Source organism: Silanimonas sp. (assembly GCF_027531545.1).
In the GTDB taxonomy this organism is placed as follows: Bacteria; Pseudomonadota; Gammaproteobacteria; order Xanthomonadales; family Xanthomonadaceae; genus Silanimonas.
Window position 1 is genome coordinate 90,185 of record NZ_JAPZSC010000018.1, and the last position, 17,200, is coordinate 107,384.

The 17,200-nt window shown below is 69.3% G+C and carries 15 protein-coding genes; 9 read left to right on the top strand and 6 right to left on the bottom strand.

The features are described 5' to 3' along the window. Window positions 1-42: 42 nt before the first annotated feature. Window positions 43-939: an MBL fold metallo-hydrolase gene (locus tag O9280_RS11640; protein WP_298343342.1), complete on the bottom strand. Its 897-nt coding sequence runs from the start codon at window positions 937-939 to the stop codon at window positions 43-45. A 100-nt stretch (window positions 940-1,039) separates the two neighbouring features. On the opposite strand from O9280_RS11640, the gene O9280_RS11645 reads away from it, so the two are divergent. The 3 genes from O9280_RS11645 (at window position 1,040) to O9280_RS11655 (ending at window position 3,319) form a co-directional block, all read left to right on the top strand. Next, complete coding sequence (locus O9280_RS11645) at window positions 1,040-2,020, top strand: hydrogen peroxide-inducible genes activator (RefSeq protein ID WP_298342738.1); 981 nt, start codon at window positions 1,040-1,042, stop codon at window positions 2,018-2,020. A gap of 103 nt (window positions 2,021-2,123) precedes the next feature. Continuing rightward, window positions 2,124-2,894: a sulfite exporter TauE/SafE family protein gene (locus O9280_RS11650; RefSeq protein WP_298342741.1), complete on the top strand. Its 771-nt coding sequence runs from the start codon at window positions 2,124-2,126 to the stop codon at window positions 2,892-2,894. A gap of 41 nt (window positions 2,895-2,935) precedes the next feature. After that, on the top strand, window positions 2,936-3,319 hold the full coding sequence (locus O9280_RS11655) for a rhodanese-like domain-containing protein (RefSeq protein ID WP_298342744.1): 384 nt from the start codon (window positions 2,936-2,938) through the stop codon (window positions 3,317-3,319). Between the two features lie 24 nt (window positions 3,320-3,343). Here the strand turns inward: O9280_RS11655 and O9280_RS11660 are convergent, their stop codons facing one another. Genes O9280_RS11660 through O9280_RS11675 form a run of 4 tightly spaced genes read right to left on the bottom strand, consistent with a single transcriptional unit; the run spans window position 3,344 to window position 9,115 of the window. Then, window positions 3,344-5,002 (bottom strand): ATP-binding cassette domain-containing protein, encoded by a 1,659-nt coding sequence (locus O9280_RS11660; RefSeq protein ID WP_298342747.1) that lies wholly within the window; start codon window positions 5,000-5,002, stop codon window positions 3,344-3,346. Beyond that, complete coding sequence (locus tag O9280_RS11665) at window positions 4,999-6,702, bottom strand: ATP-binding cassette domain-containing protein (protein WP_298342751.1); 1,704 nt, start codon at window positions 6,700-6,702, stop codon at window positions 4,999-5,001. The genes O9280_RS11660 and O9280_RS11665 overlap by 4 nt, the downstream gene beginning before the upstream one ends. Next, on the bottom strand, window positions 6,686-7,684 hold the full coding sequence (gene cydB / locus O9280_RS11670; RefSeq protein WP_298342754.1) for a cytochrome d ubiquinol oxidase subunit II: 999 nt from the start codon (window positions 7,682-7,684) through the stop codon (window positions 6,686-6,688). Before cydB ends, O9280_RS11665 begins: the two co-directional genes overlap by 17 nt. 18 nt (window positions 7,685-7,702) lie before the next feature. Next, window positions 7,703-9,115: a cytochrome ubiquinol oxidase subunit I gene (locus tag O9280_RS11675; protein ID WP_298342757.1), complete on the bottom strand. Its 1,413-nt coding sequence runs from the start codon at window positions 9,113-9,115 to the stop codon at window positions 7,703-7,705. Between the two features lie 204 nt (window positions 9,116-9,319). On the opposite strand from O9280_RS11675, the gene O9280_RS11680 reads away from it, so the two are divergent. The 5 genes from O9280_RS11680 (at window position 9,320) to O9280_RS11700 (ending at window position 14,297) form a co-directional block, all read left to right on the top strand. Then, the gene (locus tag O9280_RS11680) at window positions 9,320-9,691 is read left to right on the top strand and encodes a rhodanese-like domain-containing protein (RefSeq protein ID WP_298342760.1); all 372 of its coding nucleotides are present in this window, start codon (window positions 9,320-9,322) and stop codon (window positions 9,689-9,691) included. A gap of 41 nt (window positions 9,692-9,732) precedes the next feature. Continuing rightward, window positions 9,733-10,656 carry a DUF3365 domain-containing protein gene (locus O9280_RS11685; RefSeq protein ID WP_298343345.1) on the top strand — a complete coding sequence of 308 codons (924 nt, stop codon included), beginning with the start codon at window positions 9,733-9,735 and terminating at the stop codon, window positions 10,654-10,656. Between the two features lie 3 nt (window positions 10,657-10,659). Next, window positions 10,660-11,412 (top strand): Crp/Fnr family transcriptional regulator, encoded by a 753-nt coding sequence (locus tag O9280_RS11690; protein WP_298342763.1) that lies wholly within the window; start codon window positions 10,660-10,662, stop codon window positions 11,410-11,412. A gap of 26 nt (window positions 11,413-11,438) precedes the next feature. Continuing rightward, window positions 11,439-11,681 (top strand): hypothetical protein, encoded by a 243-nt coding sequence (locus tag O9280_RS11695; protein WP_298342766.1) that lies wholly within the window; start codon window positions 11,439-11,441, stop codon window positions 11,679-11,681. 360 nt (window positions 11,682-12,041) lie between these two features. Beyond that, window positions 12,042-14,297: a TonB-dependent receptor gene (locus tag O9280_RS11700; RefSeq protein WP_298342769.1), complete on the top strand. Its 2,256-nt coding sequence runs from the start codon at window positions 12,042-12,044 to the stop codon at window positions 14,295-14,297. 9 nt (window positions 14,298-14,306) lie between these two features. Here the strand turns inward: O9280_RS11700 and O9280_RS11705 are convergent, their stop codons facing one another. Further along, window positions 14,307-14,999, bottom strand: a complete 693-nt coding sequence (locus O9280_RS11705; protein WP_298342772.1) for a cupin domain-containing protein — start codon at window positions 14,997-14,999, stop codon at window positions 14,307-14,309. Between the two features lie 138 nt (window positions 15,000-15,137). On the opposite strand from O9280_RS11705, the gene O9280_RS11710 reads away from it, so the two are divergent. Further along, on the top strand, window positions 15,138-17,198 hold the full coding sequence (locus O9280_RS11710) for a TonB-dependent receptor (protein WP_298342775.1): 2,061 nt from the start codon (window positions 15,138-15,140) through the stop codon (window positions 17,196-17,198). The last annotated feature ends 2 nt before the right edge of the window (window positions 17,199-17,200 follow it).

The window sequence follows — 17,200 nt, forward strand, 5'->3', positions numbered from 1 at the left end:
CAATTCTCCTGGGGAGGGCCGCGCTTCGCGCGGCAGATGGGTTCAGAGCGAATCGAGCGGAACCTTGAGGTAACGGACGCCGTTGCCCTCGGGTTCCGGAAGGGCGCCGGCTTTCATGTTCACTTGCAGGGACGGCACGATCAGGGTGGGCATGCCGAGGGTGGCGTCGCGAGCGGTGCGCAGCGCGACGTAGTCGTCCTCGGCGATGCCGTCGCGGACGTGGATGTTGGAGGCACGTTGTTCGGCCACGGTGGTTTCCCAGCGGATCTCGCGCCCGCCCGGGCCGTAGTCGTGGCACATGAACAGCCGGGTCTCGGGCGGCAGCGACAGCACGCGGCGCATCGAGCGGTAGAGCGTGCGGGCATCACCGCCGGGGAAATCGGCCCGCGCCGAGCCGCCGTCCGGCATGAACAGCGTGTCGCCGACGAACGCAGCGTCGCCGATCACGTGCGTCATGCAGGCCGGGGTGTGGCCCGGCGTGTGCAGGGCGACCGCCTGCAGCGCGCCGATGGCGTAGCGCTCGCCGTCCTGGAACAGGTGGTCGAACTGGCTGCCGTCGCGGCGGAAGGCCGGGCCTTCGTTGAAGACGCGGCCGAAGGTCTCCTGCACCACGTCGATGCGCTGGCCGATGGCGATGCGCCCGCCGAGTTCGCGCTTCAGCCAGGGCGCGGCGGAGAGGTGGTCGGCGTGGACGTGGGTCTCGATGATCCACTCGACATGCAGGCCCTCCGCGCGAACGACATCGGCGATGGCCTGGGCCGATCGATGGCTCGTGCGGCCGGAGGCGTAATCGAGGTCGAGCACCGGATCGACGATGGCGCAGGCCGGACCGTCCGGTTCACGCACGAGGTAGCTGACCGTGTGGGTGACCGGATCGAAGAATGCGGTCACTTTCGAGGCGGGACCACCCGGGCCCTCGAGGGTTTCGTTGGCAGTCATTTCGATGTCCTGGTTCGTCGTCATGGGAAGCACTCTAGGTCGCCGTGTTGATCAATAGAAATGAATAGTTACGATCGCTGTGTTTGATAGAGTCGAACACATGGACAATCCGCCCAGCCTTCGGCAACTCGAATACCTCGTCGCCCTCGACGCGCATGGCCATTTCACCGAAGCCGCCCGCGCCTGTGGCGTTGGCGCGCCGGCGTTCAGCAGTGGCCTCGCGGCACTGGAGGAGCGGCTTGGCGTGAGCGTCGCGGATCGCGACCGCCGCCACGTGGCCATGTCGCCGGCCGGCCGACGCCTCGCGGCGCAAGCGAAGCGCGTTCTCGCGGAGGCCGCGGCCTTCATGGCCTTGGCGCAATCCGAGTCGCAACCGATGGCCGGCACTTGGCGTTTCGGCAGTATCCCGACCATCGCGCCCTTCCTGATGCCGAAGCTGCTGCCGGCAATGCGCAAGCGCTTCCCCGAACTCGATCTGCTGCTTTCCGAGGACAAGACGCCCGAGCTGCTGGCCGACCTCGAAACCGGCCACCTGGACCTGCTGCTGATCGCCTTTCCCTACGAGGTTCCGGGCTGCGAGGTCGACCTTCTGTTCCATGACAGCTATCGCTTCGCCTGCAGCCCGCGCTCTGCCTTGGCCAAGGCGCCACGAATCGGTCCGAAGGAGATCGCTTCGCAGCCACTGATGCTGCTGGAGGCCTCGAATTGCCTGCACCACCACGCACTCCCCGTGCTGGAGACGGCCGCCGCCGCCGCACAAACCACCTTCGCCGGTACCAGCCTGCAGACGCTCGCGGCGATGGTGGCGGTGGACATGGGCAGCACCCTGCTGCCCACGCTGGCCATCGAGGGCGGGCTGCTGCAGGGCGGCGGCGTGGTCACTCGGCCCCTCGGTTACGACGGCGGGCGACGAACCCTCGGCTTGTGCTGGCGCCGCGGGCACGCTCGCGCGGACGAGTTCCGCGAGCTCGGAGCGGCACTCCGCGACTGGGCGCAAGCGGTGGGCATCGGCGAGGCGCTCACGCCGTCGAGCGCGCGCAGCGCGAGGCCGAGAGGAAGGCAGGCCGCCCGGCACCGGTGATCGGCGCCATCCAGGGACTTCGGGTGGTGATTTGTGCATTAGCGAATACTAATGTAGATTGGCGCCATGTCCACGCCCTGCTCCGCCGCCTGAGGCCGCCCCCGTGATCTGGCTCGCCCTGCTCGGTGCGGTGATCGTCGGCCTGTCACTGGGCCTGCTCGGCTCGGGCGGATCGATCCTCACGGTGCCGCTGCTCGTCTACCTCGTTGGCCAGCCGGAGAAGGTGGCCATCGCTGGTTCGCTGGCGGTGGTCGGCGGCATCGCCCTCGCCGGGGCCATCCCGTCGGCGCTGCGCGGCGGCGTCGAATGGCGCAGCGTCGGCTGGTTCGGCGTGCCGGGGATGCTCGGCACCATTCTCGGAGCGCACCTGTCGCGCTGGATCGCCGGCGATGTGCAGCTGCTGCTGTTCGCGGTCGTGATGGTCGTCGCGGCCTGGCGGATGACCCGGGCCGCGCCGGCGACCACCACGGTCGCCGCCCCGCGATCGCGGGGATGGATCGTCATCGATGGCCTTGGTGTCGGCCTGCTCACCGGCCTGGTCGGCGTCGGCGGCGGCTTCCTCATCGTGCCGGCCCTGGTGCTGCTCGGCGGCCTGCCCATGCACCGGGCAATCGCGACCAGCCTGTGGATCATCGCCCTCAACGCCTTCAGCGGCCTCGGCAAGCATCTCTTCGTACTCGACGCGGCCGGCCTCGCGCTGGATTGGCGGCTCCTCGGCCTGTTCACCGGGGTCGGCGCCATCGGCAGCATCGTCGGCCAAAAGCTCGCCACACGCCTGCCGCAAGTGCTCCTTCGTCGCGGCTTCGCCGCCCTGCTGATCCTGATGGGCTTGTACATCGTCGGGCGGGAACTCCCTGCCCTGCTCGCTTCCTGACCGTGCCGAAAGGCGCACCTTCCCCTGCCAAGGAGAACCCCATGAAGACTGTCCAGGACCTGGTCGCCGCCGCGAAGGCCCGCATCCGGGAGATCGACCACGCCGAACTGGAAACGCTCCGCGCGAAAGGCGCACCGCTCGTCGACGTGCGCGAACCCGGCGAATTCGCCGAAGGACGCATTCCGGGTGCGGTGAACATTCCGCGCGGCGTGCTGGAGTTCGAAGTCGATGGCCATCCGGCGGTGAACTGCATCAAGGATCCCGCGCTGTCGCATCGCGAGCTTCCGGTGATCCTCAGCTGTCGCAGCGGCGCACGCAGCGCACTGGCGGCAGCGGCGCTGAAAGATCTTGGATTCGCCGAGCCCGTCTCGCTGGCCGGTGGATTCATGGGCTGGACCAACGCGGGGCAGCCGGTCGAACGCTGACGCCTGCGGCCGCGTCGGTCGCGGTCAGCCTTCGCCCACCCGCGGCCAGCGCTGCCGCCGCCACGTGGCCGGCAGGGCCTCTGGCGCGTGCGTCACGATCACGGTGCAGCGCGCCTCGAGCCACGGCTGGAGACGCGGCAGCAGATGCGCCATCAGCGCCGCATCGAGGCCGCGGAACGGTTCGTCGAGCAGCACGAGGCCCGGATCACGCAGGAGCAGCGCGGCCAGCTGCAACCGCCGCGCCTGCCCGCCGGACACGCGCGAACCCCGCGGTCCCAGCCGGTAGTCCAACCCATCGCCGGTGCGTTCGAATACAGCGTCGAGCGCCACCGCCTGCAACACGCGATGCAGTTCAGCGTCAGCGACCTCACCCAAGCCGAGCCGCAGGAACTGCCGCACGCTCAAGTCGAGCAGATGGTCCTCCTGGCCGAGGTAGGCCACATGCGGATAGCGCTGCGCATCCGGCAGGGCCAGCCAATCCACGCCGTCGACGAGCACACGACCTGCGTGGGGCGGCAGCTCACCCGCCAGCGTGGCCAACAGGCTGCTCTTGCCGCAGCCGCTGGGGCCGTGAAGAACCCACGGCGCACCCGGCATCAGGATCGCCGACCACGGGGTTGCCTCATGCGGCTGGTGGCGCGCCCGCAGGCCTTCGATCACCCACGAGCGCGGGGCAAGCCTGTGCCTCGCTGCTTCAGGATGGAATCGCTCGGCGTCCGCCATGGCGCGGGATTCGAGTGCCATGACCCGATGCGCCGAGGCTTCGGCTTCACCCACCCGCCACCAGGCACCCGGCAAGCCGGCGAAGGCCTCGCCGAGACCCAGCGTCATCAGGGCGACCAAAGCGAGCGACGCGGCATCGAGCGTGCCCCAGCCCAGCGCCACCACGGCCACCAGCCACAGTCCCACCAGCGCCTGCACGGCATGCTCGGCCCAAAGCGCCCATTGCTCCTGCGATTGCGCACGCTGCAGATCGTCGCGCGCGAGGGCATCCAGCTGCACGAGCCCCTGGTCCGCCTTTCCGTAAGCGAGGCGCTCCGCCAAGCCACTGAAGTGATCGTGGTGGCCGATACGCAGCGCCGTGCGCGAGGCCACCCGCTCCATGCCGCGCCGTCGTCCGATGCCGGCAAAGAGGAGCGTCGTAATGCCGATGATTCCACCCCCGGCGCCCAGCACGACCGCCAACGCGAACGAGCCCCAATGGGCCATCGCCACCACTGCCGCCAGCAGGGTGAGCAAAGCGGCCAGCAAGGGGCCGACGACGCGCAACGGAACGCCATCCAGCGTGTCGACATCACGCAGTAGCCGGGTCACCAGATCCGCGTGGCGCTCGCGCCCCAAACCCTCGGCCCAAAGCCGGGCCGGGGTGGCCGCCACGGTGGCGAAAACGCGCACGCGAAGATCGGCAAGGAGCCGAAGCACCGCCGAATGGCCGACGATGCGCTCGATATATCGCGTCACCGGCTTCACCAGCGCCAGCCCGCGGATCGCCGTGGACGGCGTGAAGATGTTGAGCCCGACCAGCAGCCCGAGGCCGGCCAACGCCGTCGCCGCGATGAACCATCCCGACAGCGCGAGCAGCGCCGCGCCGGCCATCCACGTCAGGGCAAGCGCCGCCCATGCCAGCAGCCATCGAGGCAGGCCCGGGCGGTAGAGACGCCAGAGGTATCGCCACGGAGTCATCGGAAATCCCGGAAATCCGCGAGCGTGACGACACGATCGCATCGAGCCAACACGACCGGATCATGGCTGGCAATCAGCACCGCGACACGCGCCTCGCGGGCCAACGGCAGCAGTGCGTCGAGCAGGCGGTCACGCGTCGCGTCGTCCAGCGCCGCCGTCGGCTCATCGAGCAACCACAGGGGTGCGCCGGAGAGCCAAGCGCGCGCGACGCCGAGCCGCTGGGCCTGGCCGCCGGACACGCCCGTGCCGCCTTCGCCGATCGGCGTCTCCAGGCCTCTCGGCAGTTCCGAGGTCGGCGCCCCGAGGCCGACCGCCGTCAGCGCCTCGAGCAGCACCGCGTCGCCCACCGACGGGTCGCACGCGAGCTTCAGGTTGTCGCGAACCGTCCCGTGGAACAGGTGCACCCGCTGCGGCACCCAAGCCCAGCGGGCGCAGCGCGCCACACGGCCGGCGTCGGGCGTCAGGAACCCTGCCGCCAACGCCAGCACCGTCGATTTCCCGCTACCGCTGGGGCCGGCAAGGCCCACCACGTCGCCAGACCGAAGACGAAGATCGAGGCCCGAGAGCACGGCACGCTTCGAACGCCCGTAGCCGTGGTGCACCGCCTCGAGCACCAGAACCTCATCCTCTCCGGCGAGGGACTCCGGCCGCGCAGGCGCCGCCATCCCGCCACCTTCGTCGCCATCGAGGGCGGCAAGGGACGACGACGCGGCCAAGGCAGCGCTGCGCTCGTGGTAGGCCTGCGCCAACTGCCGCAGGGGAAGAAAGCCTTCAGGCGCGAGCATCAGCACGAAGAAGCCGGTCCACGCGTCGAGGCTCGCGGCGGGGCCGAAGGTGATCAAGCCGAGCAGCGCGAAGCCCACGTAGAGCGCGACGAGGCCAATCGCCAAGGCGCTGAACAGCTCGAGCGTGGACGACGACAGGAAGGCGACGCGCAGCACCCGCATGACGAGACCGCGATGGGCCTGCGCAGCCTCCGCCACCGCCGCCGTGGATTCCTCCAAGGCGCCCACCCGGCGCAGCCACGGCAGCGTCTCCAGGCGCTGCAGGAGTTCGGCACCCAGCGCCGCGTCCTGCGATTGCTGGGCCTCCTGGACGGATTGCGTACCCATCCCGATCAGCACCATGAAGAGAGGAACGAGTGGGATGGCGACCAACAGCAGGAGGCCGGCGATCCAGTCCAGCGACAGGACGATCGCGACCACGGCCAGCGGGAGGACGCGCGCCCACTCGCGAGCGGGCAGATAGCGAGCGAAGTACCCGTGCAGCGCATCCACCTGGTCCAGATGACGCTGCGCCCACCAGGCCGCCGCCCCTTGGGCAGTCAGCGCAGCCGGCCCCTGTCGCGTCGCCGCGGCGAGCAGCCGGAAACGCAGCGCATGGCGCACCGCTGCCGAGAGGCCCTGACCGCCGTGATCCCGCGCAAGGCCGCCAATGAAGCGCAGGGCCACGCCAGCGACCAGACCGGCCCAGGCGAGCGCCGAGGGAAATGCCGAACCCGGTTGAAGCGCCGCCACGAGCACGCTTGCCAAGCTGCCATACAGCAGCACCACGCCGACCAAGGCGGCCAAGCCACCGGCACGGGCCAGCCACAGCCAGCGGCGATGCTCGCTGGGAAGCCGTGCGAGCCAGCGAGCCTCGGCCGCGGCGCGGGGATCCCCCGCCAGCGACTCGACGGCGGCCTCAGTGGTAGCCGACACCCATCTTCACCTTGCCGCGGAACACGTAGTACGTCCACGCCGTATACATCAGCACGAACGGGATGACGAAGAGCACGCCGATGAGCAGGAACAGCTGGCTTTCGGGTGCGGACGCCGCGTCATGGAAGGTGTGGTTCGGCGGCACCACATAGGGCCACTTGCTGAAGAGCAGTCCGCCGTAGAACAGGCCGAACAGCACGATGGTGCCGATGAACGGCAGCGCATCACTGCCGCGCGCCAGCGCTCGCCACACGAGCGCGGCAACCGCCACCGTTGCGGCAGGCAGCACCCACAGCCACGAGAGGTTGCCGAACCAGCGGTCATGCACGTAGGCATCCATCTGCGGCGTCCACACGCTCACGACCACGAAGAAGCCCATGACCACGGCTAAAAGACGGACCGACCAGCGGCGCATCCGCTGCTGCAGTTCGCCTTCGGTCTTGAGCACCAGCCAAGTGGCGCCGAGCAGCGCATAGCCGGCGACGAGGCCAAGGCCGGTCATCACCGTGAACGGCGTGAGCCAATCGAAGGCGCCACCGACGTAGCGCATGTTCTCGGTCTCGAAGCCTTGGATGTAGGACCCGACCACGGCGCCTTGGGCGAAGGTCGCCACCAGCGAGCCGCCGGTGAAGGCGAGGTTCCACATCGGCTTTCCCTTCGCCGAGGCCTTGAAGCGGAACTCGAAGGCGACACCGCGGAAGATCAACCCGGCCAGCAGCAGGAAAACGCCGATGTATAGCGCCGGAAGGAAGACGGCATAGACCAGCGGGAACGCGGCGAGCAGGCCGGCGCCGCCGAGGATCAACCAGGTTTCGTTTCCGTCCCAGACCGGCGCGACGGAGTTCATCATCACGTCGCGCTCGTCTTCGCTGGCGGCGAACGGGAAGAGCATGCCGACGCCGAGGTCGAAACCATCGGCCAGCACGTACATCAGCAGGCCGAAGCCGATGATGGCGACCCAGAGATAGGTGAAGTCGAACATGGGATGTGCTCCGAGCGCTCAGTTCTGGAAGAAGGACGGCGTGGAGGACGGCGCCTCGTCGATTTCGACCGCGGAAAGCGGCCGCTTCGGCCGTCCATGGTCGTCGCCGTGGGCCGGCAGCTCGGTGATGCCGTGCTGAACGACCTTGCGCAGGTAGTGCAGCCCGGCCGTGAAGACCACGGCGTACACCGCGATGTAGCCGACCATCGTGAACAGCACCATCCAACCTTGCAGGCTCGGCGTCACTGCCTCGCTGGCCGTCATCACGCCGTAGATCAGGTAGGGCTGGCGACCGATCTCGGTGACGAACCAGCCGGCGAGCACGGCGATGAACGGCGCCGGGATCATCCAGGTCAGAACGCGCAGGAAGCGCGGCGACGAGCGCAGCGTGCCGCGCCACACGTGCCAAGCACCGAGGAGTCCGACGAGGATCATCAGCATCCCGATGCCCACCATCACGCGGAAGCTCCAGAACACGATCGCCACCGGCGGCCGCTCTTCGGGGGCGAAGTCTTTCAGTCCCTGCACCACGCCGTCAGCATCGTGCTTGAGGATGACGTTGGCCAGCTTCGGAATGCCGACCTCGAGGTGATTCTCCTCGGCCTGCTGATCGGGCAGCGCGAACAGCAGCAGCGGCACCTGGCCGCCGGTCTCCCAGTGGCCTTCCATTGCGGCGACCTTGGCCGGCTGGTGTTCGAGGGTGTTTAGACCGTGCATATCGCCGACGAACATTTGCAGCGGGGCGATCACCGCCAGCAGCACGAGCGTCATCTTGAGCGCGCGCTCCGCCGACTCCACGGCATGGCCACGCAGCAGGTACAGCGCCGAGACACCAGCCACCACGAAGCCCCCCGTCAGGAAGGACGCCAGCGCCATGTGCGCGAAGCGGTAGGGGAACGAGGGGTTGAAGATCGCCTCGGCCCAACTTGTCACGTGGACCATGCCTTCGCGGAGTTCGAAGCCGGTCGGCGTCTGCATCCAGGAATTGGCCGACAGGATCCAGAAGGACGAAATGAACGTGCCGATCGCCACCATGTAGGCGGACAGCAGGTGCAAGCCCTTCGGCACCTTGCCCCGACCGAACAGCAGCACGCCCAAGAACGCGGCCTCGAGGAAGAAGGCCGTGACCACCTCGTAGGCGAGGATGGGTCCGAGGAAGTTCGAAGCCGTGTAGGCGAAGTTGCTCCAGTTGGTGCCGAACTGGAAGGCCATCACCAGGCCCGAGACCACGCCCATCCCGAACACGACCGCGAAGACCTTGGTCCAGAACGCCGCGAGCCGCTCCCAATGCGGGCTACCGGTTTTCAGGGAGATCGTCTCCAACACCGCGATGTAGCTTGCGAGGCCGATCGTGAAGACCGGGAAGATCGCGTGGAAGGAAACGACGAAGGCGAACTGCAGCCTGGAAAGGAAGACCGGATCGAGATCCATGGTGCTGGCCTGCTGAGGGGCCGGCGGGCGCCGGCCGGGGTTGGACGGAATCGGAAGCGGCGAGGGCACCTTAAGGGAGACGCGCACCGGATTGAACCGGGGTGCGTCCAAGGGTCGCAGGGCCGTCGCTGGTCCGACGAACGACTTTATATCGGAATATTCTTATATTAGGATTGACTGAACTCAAAAGAGAAGAGGTGTTCGATGCTCGCCATGATTCGCAGTCTGCTCGGCGGCCCCGCTACCTCGGCATCCGTCGAGGAGGCGGCCTCGTTGATGGCGTCCGGCGCGACCCTCGTGGATGTCCGTGAACATTCCGAATGGCAGTCCGGACACGCGAAGGGGGCGATCCACATCCCGCTTGGCGACCTTCAAAGCGGCGGAGAGCGCGCCCTCGCTGCCAAGGGCGTGAACGCCGGCGCGAACGACACGCTCCTGCTCATCTGCCATAGCGGCATGCGCAGCGGTCTGGCCTGCCGGACTCTGGGCGACGACGCGTCGTTCAAGGCCATCAACGTGAAGGGCGGGATGATCGCTTGGCAACGCGCAGGCTTGCCGATGGGGGGTGGGCGATGAGCCGCCACGGCGTTCGGGGCGCGATCGCGCTGGCACTGGCGATGGCGCTGACTTCGGGAGCGGCCACGTCGCAGTCGCCTCCCGCACCGACGACGAACGACACGCGCGCTGCCGAAGCCGCGAAGGCGTTCTCCAGCGAACTGCGCCGCACGCTGGGCGCGGCCATGGCCGAAGGCGGACCGTCGGCCGGTGTCGAGGTCTGCCACGACGAAGCCCCACGCATCGCTGAGCGGGTCTCCGCGACCCACGGCGTTAGGTTGGGACGCGTGGGTGTGCGGTCACGCCAACCGGCGAACCGGCTGGAGGGATGGCAAAAGCAAACTCTGGACGCATGGCTGGCGTCGCCTCCGGAGGGCTCGCCCGCAAGTTGGGCGCCCGTGGCATCCGTGGATGCGGCCAGCGGTGGCTTCCACTGGGCGAAAGCGATCGAGACCGAGGCGGTTTGCACCGTTTGCCACGGCCCCTCGGTCGAGGCCGGCCTCGCGGGCACCATTCGACGCCTCTATCCCGACGATCCCGCGACTGGCTTCGAAGCCGGCAGCTTGCGCGGGCTGATCTGGGTGGAGGTTCCTGCAGACAAGGCAGAAGTGTCGCGCCCGTCGGATGCACGCCAAGCCATCACCATGACGCCCGCCCAGGCCGCGGCACTGCGTCGCCAGATGCGCAACCACCTCGAGCGCATCGAGGGCACGCTGTTGGCGCTGGGCCATGACGATGCGTCGTCCGCCGTCGCACTGCTTGCCGAGGGCGCGTCCGGTGGCGGGCACGCCGGGGCCGAGGACTTCCGATCCGCGTTGCCCGACGGCTGGCCGCGCTTCGCACGGCCCATGCACGTCGCCATGAGCCAAGCGTCGGAAGCTGCCGCCGCCAAGGATCTGCCGCGGACACTTCGACATGTCGGCGAGGCCATCAGCCAGTGCAATGCCTGCCATGCGACGTACCGCGTCGAGGCCCGGGAGCCCTGAGCCGTGGTATCCCCGACATCGCCAGCCTTCGCCCTCCTGGCCCGACTGGGCGTCCTGCCGGCGCTCGCCGAACTGCCGCCCTCGCGGAGCACGCCGGTCCGACGCCTTGGGGTGGTTGGCCACTCGGGGATCACCATCGAGCGCCTGACACTACCGGGGCGCGCGGTGCTTTTTGACGTGGGCGACGCGGTCGACACCCTGCACATCGTGCTGCAAGGCGCGCTCAAGACGGTGGCTCGCGAAGAATCCGGCGACGAACGGATCACGTCGTTCGTCCGACGTGGCGAGGTCATCGGCTTCGAACACACCAAGGACGGCAGGCACGCCGCGGAAGCCGTCGCGCTCGAACCCAGCGTGGTCCTGGCCCTGCCGGTGGCCGGCCTCGAGGCGATGTCCATGGACGACCCGACGCTGCTGCGACTGTGGTGGCGTACCTGTGCCGAACCCATGGAGCGGCACGCGGCCCAGCTCGTCCTGCTGGCGCAGCGACTGGTGCACGAGCGCCTCGAACGCTTCCTGTGGTCCCTGGTCCCTGCGCCGACCGCGACGGCCAACGACGCACCGCGCCTCCATCTGGCCATGGGCCGGGGCGAGATCGCCAGCTACCTCGGCATGACGAACGAGAGCGTCAGCCGGGCGTTCGCGAAGCTGGTCGATGACGGGCGGATCCGCGTGCGTGGCCGGCATGTGGATCTGCTATTGGTACCGGAATCGCCGTCGCGACTTGCCGGGAGCCTCGCCGGTCGGCGAGCCTGACGTCGATTCCTTTGGGGGACACACCGATGCCTTGGCCACCGATCCTCCGCCAGCAGCGCTTCGGCTATGCGGGGATGGTCCTCTTCGGACTCGTGCTGGTCGGCTTCGGGATGCAACCCCTCCTGCGCGACGGCGTGCTCGAGGCCCATGGCGTGCAGACCTTGGCCACCGTCGTCGATGCCGGCTCGGTACCCTCGTCCGGGGGAAGCCGCGTCGGATTCATCCGCTACGCATTCACGGACGCGGAAGGAGCGGCCCACGACGGGTAAAGCAGCGGCTATTCGGGCACGGTCGGCGAGTCCGTCCTGGTCGAGTACGCGCCGTCCCTTCCCTTCGTCCATCGTCTGGTCGGCGAAGATCGCCGGCTCACGGCGGGATGGCGATCAGCCATCAGCGGGTTCGGTGCCCTTCTCGTCGTTGCCGGCATCCATGGCCTCACCGTGCCGCTACCGGAATCGGCGCCGAAGCAACCGAGGTGTTGACGGCCGTCGAACGGGACCACCTGTGGTCGTCAACGCGAGGCTGACCCCTGCGACACATCGTCGCAGTGCGCCTCCGACTTGATTCGCCTCAAGGCATGGCGTGGCGCAAGGCATGACCCTGCGCGCCTCGATCCACTGGACCCCGTCATGCCCCTTCGCCACTCCCTCCTGGCTCTCGCCATCGTCGCCGGTCTTCCGGGACTCGTCATGGCCGCCCCTTCACCGGATGCCGTCACGCTCGATCGCGTCGAAGTGCACGGCGACCCCTTGCGGCCACTGCCCGTCGCCGAGAAAGCCGACAGCACCGGCGACCGTCGTGCGCATCACGGTGCCGACGTCGCGGCCCTGCTCTCGCACGTCCCCGGCGTCGCGCTGCAGGGGGCGGGCGGCGCGTCGAGCCTGCCGGTGCTGCGTGGACTCGCCGATGATCGTGTCCGCATCGCAGTGGATGGCATGGATCTGATCGCCAGCTGCGCGAACCACATGAATCCGCCGCTCTCCCATCTCGCGCCGTCACAGGTCCGGAAGGCAGCGGTGTTCGTGGGCCTCGCCCCCGTCAGCCTCGGCGGTGACAGTTTGGGCGGTGCCATCGCCATCGATGCGACGCCGCTGCATTTCAACGACAGCGACGCGGGTTGGCGTATCGGCGGACAAGCGGGCGGCTATGCGAGACAGCAAGGCGACGCCCGCGGTGCCGATCTCTCGCTTCGTGCCGGCGACGCCGACACCAGCGTGGCCGTGGTCGCCAACCACGCGCAGGCCGACAACTATCGCGCTGCCGAGGCCTTCAAGAGTTTCGCGGGCACGGGCCGCGAGAGCCATGTCCTGCCCTTGGACGAGGTGGGATCGAGCGCCTACGAGACGCGCAACCAGCAGCTCACGGTCGCCCAACGGTTCGGGGCGCAACAGTTCGACGTGACGATCGCTCGGCAGGATATGCCGTTCCAGGGCTTTCCGAACCAACGCATGGACCTGACCGACAACCAGGCTGATCGCGTCAACGCGCACTGGGCCGGCACGCTGGGCGGCCTAACCATCGACGCGCGCCTCTGGCACGAGCAGGTCGACCACACGATGGACTTCGGCCCGGACAAGCGCTTCTGGTACGGCATGGCCTCGAACGTGCCGGGCGCGATGACAGAAGGACGGCCTTGCGCCCCGATCTCTCCGACCTGCGCGGCCGGGATGCCGATGCAGGTGGAGAGCCGGACGAACGGCGCGAGCCTGCGCCTCGAACGAATCAACGCCGAAGGCGACGCGCTGCGCGCCGGCATCGATGGGCTCGCCTATCGCCTCGACGACTACTGGCCAGCCTCGGGCGCCGCGATGTGGCCCGGCACCTTCGTCAACATCAACGACGGCCAGCGCGATCGCACCGGCGCCTTCGTCGAATGGGAGTCAACGCCTTCCGAGGGCTGGACGCGACTCGTTGGGCTGCGCGTGGATCGCGTCGTCAGTGACGCCGGCCCGGTGCGCGGCTACGACATCGATCCGGCGCCGCCGGGCTCGTACATGATGACCGCCGCAGACGCCGCAGCCTTCAATGCGCGAGATCGTCGCCAATCCGACCTGCACTGGGGCTTCGCCGCGATGCTTCGCCGCAGCTTCGACACAGGATTCAGCGCCGAAGTGGGCGTGGCGCGCCGCGTGCGCTCGCCGAACCTGCACGAGCGCTACGCGTGGTCCACGTGGTCGATGGCCGCGCTGATGAACAACACCGTGGGCGACGGCAACGGCTACGTCGGCGATGTCGGCCTGAAACCGGAAACCGCGCATACGCTCTCCGCCACACTCGATTGGCAAGACAAGGCGAACGGCCACTCGGCCCGGCTCTCGCCCTATGTCACGTGGGTGGACGACTACATCGATGCCGTGCGCCTCACCAACAACGCGACGGGCTTCAACGTGCTGCGTTACGCCAACCAGTCAGCGCGCCTGCACGGCATCGACGCCAGCGCGACCTGGACGCTGGCGGACGGCATGGCAGGCCACTGGGCGCTGGAAGGCAGTGCCAGCGTCACGCGCGGCAGCAATCGCCAGACGGGCGACGGCCTCTACAACGTGATGCCGCCGCAGGGGCGGCTCGCCCTTGTTCATCATCGCGGGCCGTGGGAAGCGCGCCTCGGCTGGGAGGGCGTGCGCCGCAAGAGCGCGCGTTCCGCCGTGCGCAACGAGATCCGCACCGCCGGCTATGGCCTGCTCGGTGCGTCCGTGGCCTGGGCCTCGGACGACCTGCGCATCGACGTGGGCGTCGACAACCTGCTCGATCGCTTCTACCAGCACCCGCTCGGCGGGGCCTATGTGGGCCAAGGCGCGACGATGATGCTGGCCGGCGTGCCCGCGGGCATCGCCGTGCCCGGGCCGGGGCGCTCATGGCGCGCGGGGTTCCGCTGGTCGTTCTAGGGCACGGAATCAGGCGGCGTCGGCGCCCAGCCAGGGCGCCAGCCGCTCGGCGTCGAGGTGCCCGGTCTTGACGTACAGCGTGGTGCCTTCGCGACTGAACGGCGTGTGCCGCGAGCCGTGCGGACTGCGAAGCCAGGTGCCCGCCGGATAGCGGCCGTGCTCGTCCTCGAACACGCCGCGCAGCACCAGGATCTCCTCGCCGCCCCAGTGGGTATGCGGCTTGAACACCGTACCCGGCGCCCAATCCACGAGCGCGGTGTGCTCGGTGCCGTGCGAATGCAGGGGCATCACGCGCAGGCCTTCGACCAGACCCGGCCGCCATCCCTCGCGTGAGGGATCGAGGCGCACCGTCTCGCGATCATCCGCCGCGAACTGCCGGAGCTTCACGAACAGGGTACAGCCGGCCGCGCTTCGCGGTGCGTGGCGGAAGCCTTCCGGGTTGCGCAGGTAGCTGCCGGCCGGATGGTCGCCGGTGTCGTCGCTGAAAACGCCCTCGAGCACGAGGATCTCCTCGCCCGCCGGATGCCCGTGTTCGGCGAAGCTCGACCCCGGCGCGTAGCGCACGAGGCTGGTCGCGCGCGCCGCTTCGACGCCGATGCGGTCGAGCATCCGCCGCGTCACGCCGGGGCTAGGCGACGGCTGCCACGCGGCCTCGTCGGGAGGCAGCACCACGCGCTGGTCGAAATCGGCATTCAGGCGCATCGCATCGCCGCCTCGGAACGGAAAGCGCCATCCTAGTCGCGGTCGTGTCGTCCGCGGGCGACGCCGGCATCGTGTTTCGCCGCGCCTGCACTGGCATTGGTCCACACTCTGCCTGCTCCTTTCCCCTCGATGCCCAACGTGCCGCGTATTCCGTCGTTCTGGCTGGCGCTGCTGCCCGCCCTTGCCGCCGCCTCGTCGGCATCGGCCGCGCCGACGCCGACCCCCGAAGCGCAGGCCACGCGCCTCGATGCCGTGCAGGTGACGACGCGCCGCCCGGAAGACGGACGCGCGCGCGCCGAAGCGGTCGCGCGTCTCGACGCCGCCGCCCTCGACCGTCTCGCGCCCACGCATGCGAACGAGGCGCTGGCGCGCGTTCCCGGCGCCTGGGCCAGCCGCGGCAGCGGGCAGGAGCAGCTGCTGGCGCTGCGCTCGCCGGTGCTCACCGGCCCCGGCGCCTGCGGCGCCTTCCTCGTACTCGACGACGGCGTGCCGATCCGCCCCGCGGGTTTCTGCAACGTCAACCAGCTGTCCGAACTCAACCTCGCCCAGGCAGCACGGGTCGAGGTGCTGCGCGGCCCCGGCAGCGCAGTACACGGCAGCAACGCGCTGCACGGCGTGGTCTCTGCGCAACCTCGCCTTCCCGGTGACGGCGGTAGCGCCCGCATCGAGGTCGGCAGCGACGACTACCGCCGCGCGCTGCTGTCGCTCGATGGCGGCGCGGCCTTCCGCCTGGACGCGAACGCGGTCGACGCCGGCAGCTTCCGCGCCAACGAGGGCTACGCGCAGCAGCAGCTCACCGCGCAATGGCAACCCGCGTCGGACGGTGGCACGCGGCTCGCCTTCGCCGCACACCGGCTGCGCCAGGAAACCGCCGGCTTCGCCTTCGGCGAGGGCGCGTGGCGCGATGCGCGACGCTTCGGCAACGCCAATCCGGAAGCCTTCCGCGAAGCCGACAGCGCGCGCCTCGTGCTGCATCACGTCCGCGCACTCGGCGACGGCGAGTGGTTGATCCGGCCCTATGCGCGGGACGAATCGCAGCGCTTCCTCCAGCATTTCAACCTCGGCCAACCGCTCGAGGAGAACGGCAGCCGCAGCTTGGGCCTGCAGACGATGTGGTCGGACGCCTCGCTGCGCGTCGGCCTTGATCTCGAAGGCGTGGAGGGCGAACTGCAACAGACGCAGGCCCGCGCGCTCACGACCGGCACGCCGGCGCAGAACGCGCAGCGCCCCGCCGGCACGCACTACGACTACGCCATCGACGCCCGGCAGCTCGCGTTGTTCGGTGAGAAGCAATGGCGATTCGACCGCGACGCGATCACCGTCGGGGCGCGCGTCGAGAACCTCCGCTACCGCCACGACAACCGCGCCGCCGACGGCAACCTCCGCGATAACGGCACGCCCTGCGGCTTCGGCGGCTGCTTGTACCTGCGCCCGGCCGATCGCCGCGATGCCTTCACCGCGCGCAGCGCGCAGCTCGGCTGGATGCGGAGCCTCGACGGCGGCTTGTCGGTGGGCGCCCGCGCGGCGCGCGCGTTCCGCTTCCCGCAGGCCACCGAGCTGTACCGCCTGCAGCGCGGCCAGACCGTCGAAGGCATCGGCGTCGAGACCGCCGACAGCCTCGAAGGGACGCTCCGCTTCACCGGCCCCACCCTGCGCGCCGAGGCCGTGGCCTACGCGATGCGCAAGCGCGACGTACTGCTGCGCGACGCCGCGGGGCTGAGCGTGCCCGGCGCAGCCACCCGGCATCGCGGGGTGGAGCTCGCAGGAACCTGGACGCCGGACGACGCCTCATGGATCGAAGGTCAGTTGGCTTGGAGCGACCAGCGCTACGCCTTCGATCGCCTGCTGCCCGGCGGCGAGACGATCCGCCGTGGCACGCGCATCGACAGCGCGCCGGAATGGCTGGGCGGCGTTCGCGTGGGGCGGCGCTTCGGCACGCGCTTCGAGGCGGAACTTGAAGGCCTGTGGCAGGGCGCCTACGCCATCGATGCCGCGAACACACGCCGCTACGGCGGGCACGTGCTGTGGCATGCGCGGCTCGGCGCGGCGCTCACCGACGACTGGCGTGCAACCCTGCGGCTGATGAACCTGGCCGACCGCCGCTACGCCGAGCGCGTGGACTTCGCCTTCGGCGAGGAGCGCAGTTTCCCCGGCGCCGGGCGGAGTGTGTTCGTGGGTCTGGAGCGACGCTTCGAGTAGCG

Bases quoted from the DNA above. Each gene is read 5' to 3' on its own strand.
- cydB (WP_298342754.1), bottom strand. From the start codon at position 7,684: ATGTTCGACTTCACCTATCTCTGGGTCGCCATCATCGGCTTCGGCCTG.
- O9280_RS11655 (WP_298342744.1), top strand. From the start codon at position 2,936: ATGAAGACTGTCCAGGACCTGGTCGCCGCCGCGAAGGCCCGCATCCGG.
- O9280_RS11700 (WP_298342769.1), top strand. From the start codon at position 12,042: ATGCCCCTTCGCCACTCCCTCCTGGCTCTCGCCATCGTCGCCGGTCTT.
- O9280_RS11695 (WP_298342766.1), top strand. From the start codon at position 11,439: ATGCCTTGGCCACCGATCCTCCGCCAGCAGCGCTTCGGCTATGCGGGG.
- O9280_RS11645 (WP_298342738.1), top strand. From the start codon at position 1,040: ATGGACAATCCGCCCAGCCTTCGGCAACTCGAATACCTCGTCGCCCTC.
- O9280_RS11675 (WP_298342757.1), bottom strand. From the start codon at position 9,115: ATGGATCTCGATCCGGTCTTCCTTTCCAGGCTGCAGTTCGCCTTCGTC.
- O9280_RS11660 (WP_298342747.1), bottom strand. From the start codon at position 5,002: ATGACTCCGTGGCGATACCTCTGGCGTCTCTACCGCCCGGGCCTGCCT.
- O9280_RS11685 (WP_298343345.1), top strand. From the start codon at position 9,733: ATGGCGCTGACTTCGGGAGCGGCCACGTCGCAGTCGCCTCCCGCACCG.
- O9280_RS11705 (WP_298342772.1), bottom strand. From the start codon at position 14,999: ATGCGCCTGAATGCCGATTTCGACCAGCGCGTGGTGCTGCCTCCCGAC.
- O9280_RS11680 (WP_298342760.1), top strand. From the start codon at position 9,320: ATGCTCGCCATGATTCGCAGTCTGCTCGGCGGCCCCGCTACCTCGGCA.
- O9280_RS11640 (WP_298343342.1), bottom strand. From the start codon at position 939: ATGACTGCCAACGAAACCCTCGAGGGCCCGGGTGGTCCCGCCTCGAAA.